Raw genomic sequence first — 2,956 nt, 5'->3', positions numbered from 1 at the left:
ACCGCTGCCGGTCGCCACCGCTTTCCAGAGGCATCGTCGTCTTCGCGCGGTCCTTCGGGCCTGAGAGGTTGACGGAGAGGTGTTGCTCCTTCGGCGTCCGTGGCTGGCTGCCACGAAACTCTCCCGCTCGAGTGCGATGCGATCGCCAATACTACCGTGCGAGCATGCGCAAAATCGCACTGCGCAGGCGCCACAAGTGCGATTTTGCGCATGCTCGCAGGAACACGAGCGCTGGCTAGCCGATGGCTAGCCGGTTTTGCGGTCGCGGTACTTGCGGCGGCTGGCCAGCTCGTCCTCGGGTGCCCTGAGCGACTCGCCCCCGTCAGCGCGCTCGCCGGGAAAGTCGGCGATGACGCCGGTGAGCTCACGCATCGCACCCGACACCGCGATGCCGAAAACGCCCTGCCCGCCTTGCAGCAGGTCGACCACCTCCTCGGCGGACGTGCACTCATACACTGTGGTGCCGTCGGAGAACAGCGTGATGTTGGCCAGATCCTGCACACCACGCTGGCGCAAGTGGTCGACGGCTACCCGGATGTTGTGCAGCGAGATGCCGGTGTCGAGCAGGCGCTTGACGATCTTGAGCACCAGGATGTCCTTGAACGAGTACAGTCGCTGGCTGCCCGAACCGGCGGCCCCCCGAATCGAAGGCACCACCAGCGAGGTGCGGGCCCAGTAATCGAGCTGGCGGTAGGTGATCCCGGCAATCTGGCATGCGCTGGGACCGCGGTAACCGACCAACTCGTCGGGCACCGAATCATCGGGAAACAGACCGGCCTGCACCGGTTCGCTCACCCCGGTGTCCGGGGTGAGCTCCGCGCCGCTCGGATCGGCCTGATCAGCAAGGTCGAGTTGTTCCTGCCGCGGTGGCTCGCCCACGATGCTTCCTCTCGCCGGTCGCGCTCGTTACCACTGGCTGGCCAGCGGCCGCGTTTGCTCTAGCCCGAGACGCTTGTGAGCATACGCTTTTCGACGAGCCGTTGTGCCATTTGAGCCCGTCTGAACCCGTCAAGTCACCATTAAAGTACGGCCGAGGGCGTCCGGGCGGTGCTTTCCACCGGGCGTGTCGGAACCGCGAGGCCAGATGAGACGCATCCGTAATGTTGGGCCGGGCGCCCGGCCCGGAGCAAGTGGGGTCAGGTGGCCTTGAAATCATCCGGCGACACGCTGTCCAGAAATTCCTTGAACTTCTCGACCTCGTCCTCGCGAACCGCCCCGCCGGACTCGTCATCGCTGTCGTCGGGGATCAGCAGGCCCGCCTCGGCCAGCACCGCCTCCTCGACGTAGATCGGCACCCCGACCCGCAGAGCGATGGCCACCGAGTCCGACGGCCGGGCCGACACGGTGATATTGCGGTCGAAGATCAAGTCCGCGTAGAAGGTGCCCTCCTGCAGGTCCACGATCCGCACCTCCTTGAGCGAATGGCCAAGTGCGACAATGAGATCCCGGATCAAATCGTGGGTCAGCGGACGGGCCGGCTCAACGCCTTGCTGTTCTAAAGCGATCGCCGCGGCCTCCGCCTGGCCGATCCAGATCGGTAGGTACCGGTCGCCGTCAGCCTCGCGCAGCAACAGCACCGGTTGGTTCTGCGGCTGTTCGACGCGAATGCCGACTACGCGCACTTCACCCATCTGCATTAGCCCTCCGGATACGCCTGTGCCGTCGAACGAAGTCTAGTCCTCAGCGATGCAGAACGTCGCGGACCGCTGACTTGACCAGCGCCGTATGCAGGGTGATCGCCAGCGCTGCGACTTCGCGCGCCAGATCGTCGGCGCGGTCGCGGGCACCGGCCTTTCCCCCTTTGACCACCGGCCCGGCGATCTGCGCGATCAAATCGGACTGCCGATCGGCCGCCGAGCGAAATGCCCGCAGATGTCGCGGCTCCACCCCATATTCGGCCAGCGCCCGCGCGCATTGGGCGATGATGACCGCCTGATCGTCGAAGAGGCCGCCCGGCCCGGTAGTGATCACCCCCGCCCGCAGCAGCGCCGTCAGCAGTTTGTCGTCGGCGCCGGAGCGTTCCAGCAGATCCTCGCGACTCAACCGGGTCCGGGTGGGTGCCACCTCCGGAGTAACTCGGGTCGGCGAGACTGCAGCGAGGTCACCAAGGTCACCAAGGGTGCCACCAGGGACACCGGCCATCGGCACCAATCGCGGTCCCCCGTAGACCGATCCGGGCGGCGGCAGCTCACCGTCGGCCTCGGCATCCAACCGTGCCTTGATCACCTTCAGCGGCAGATAGTGATCCCGCTGGGCGGTCAGCACGAAACGCAGGCGCGCACAGTCGTAGGCACTGAACCTGCGATACCCCGATGTGGCTCGCTGCGGCGTCACCAGCCCCTCGGTCTCCAGGAACCGGATCTTGGAGATGGTGACGTCGGGAAAATCCGGTCGGAGCAGATCCAGCACCGCTCCGATCGACATGCCGGCCGGATCGGCGGCCGAGGCTGGTCGGGGCGCGGTCACTAGTTGCCAGGCCCGGCCTCATGCTCGCCGGTCTTCGGTCCGGTCAGGAAAACCAGGCGGAACTTGCCGATCTGGACTTCATCGCCGTTGGTCAACACCGCCGAATCGACCGGCTCGCGGTTGACGTAGGTGCCGTTGAGGCTCCCGACGTCGACGACCTGGAATTCGTCGGTCTCCAAGCGGAACTCGGCGTGGCGACGGCTTACCGTGACATCATCGAGGAAGATGTCGCTGTCAGGATGTCGCCCCGCCGCGGTCACCGCCTGGTCAAGCAGGAACCGAGATCCGGCGTTGGGGCCTCGCTTGACAACCAGCAGCGCCGAGCCGGCTGGCAGTCCCTCGACGCCGGAAACGATGCTCTCACTGCCGGCCTGTGCAGGCGCATCCAGCTCATTGAGGAACTCGGCGCGAAAGACCGATGTGGTTTCCACGGAAGCATCGTCAGTGGTTTGGTCGTTGTCCTTCTCCGGCACCCGCTGCTCCTCACTGG

General features: G+C 65.7%; 4 protein-coding genes and 1 riboswitch. All 4 genes read right to left on the bottom strand.

What is annotated here, in order from left to right; genetic code table 11:
• Positions 1–37: 37 nt before the first annotated feature.
• Positions 38–136, bottom strand: a riboswitch (glycine riboswitch).
• Positions 137–246: 110 nt separating this feature from the next.
• The gene (locus AC2VON_RS22395; protein ID WP_486954831.1) at positions 247–879 is read right to left on the bottom strand and encodes a MerR family transcriptional regulator; all 633 of its coding nucleotides are present in this window, start codon (positions 877–879) and stop codon (positions 247–249) included.
• 257 nt (positions 880–1,136) lie between these two features.
• A complete protein-coding gene (locus AC2VON_RS22390; RefSeq protein WP_486954833.1) occupies positions 1,137–1,631 on the bottom strand; it encodes a bifunctional nuclease family protein in 495 nt (164 codons plus the stop codon).
• 49 nt (positions 1,632–1,680) lie between these two features.
• Positions 1,681–2,424, bottom strand: coding sequence for a transcriptional regulator FtsR (gene ftsR, locus AC2VON_RS22385; RefSeq protein WP_486954830.1), 744 nt, complete (start codon positions 2,422–2,424; stop codon positions 1,681–1,683).
• Between the two features lie 41 nt (positions 2,425–2,465).
• Positions 2,466–2,939, bottom strand: coding sequence for a glycogen accumulation regulator GarA (gene garA, locus AC2VON_RS22380; protein ID WP_486954832.1), 474 nt, complete (start codon positions 2,937–2,939; stop codon positions 2,466–2,468).
• Between the last annotated feature and the right edge of the window lie 17 nt (positions 2,940–2,956).

The sequence above is a fragment of the Mycobacterium sp. TH-M82 genome, assembly GCF_057473605.1.
Note: the sequence above shows the minus strand (reverse complement) of the source record. Positions and strands in the feature narration are given on the sequence as shown.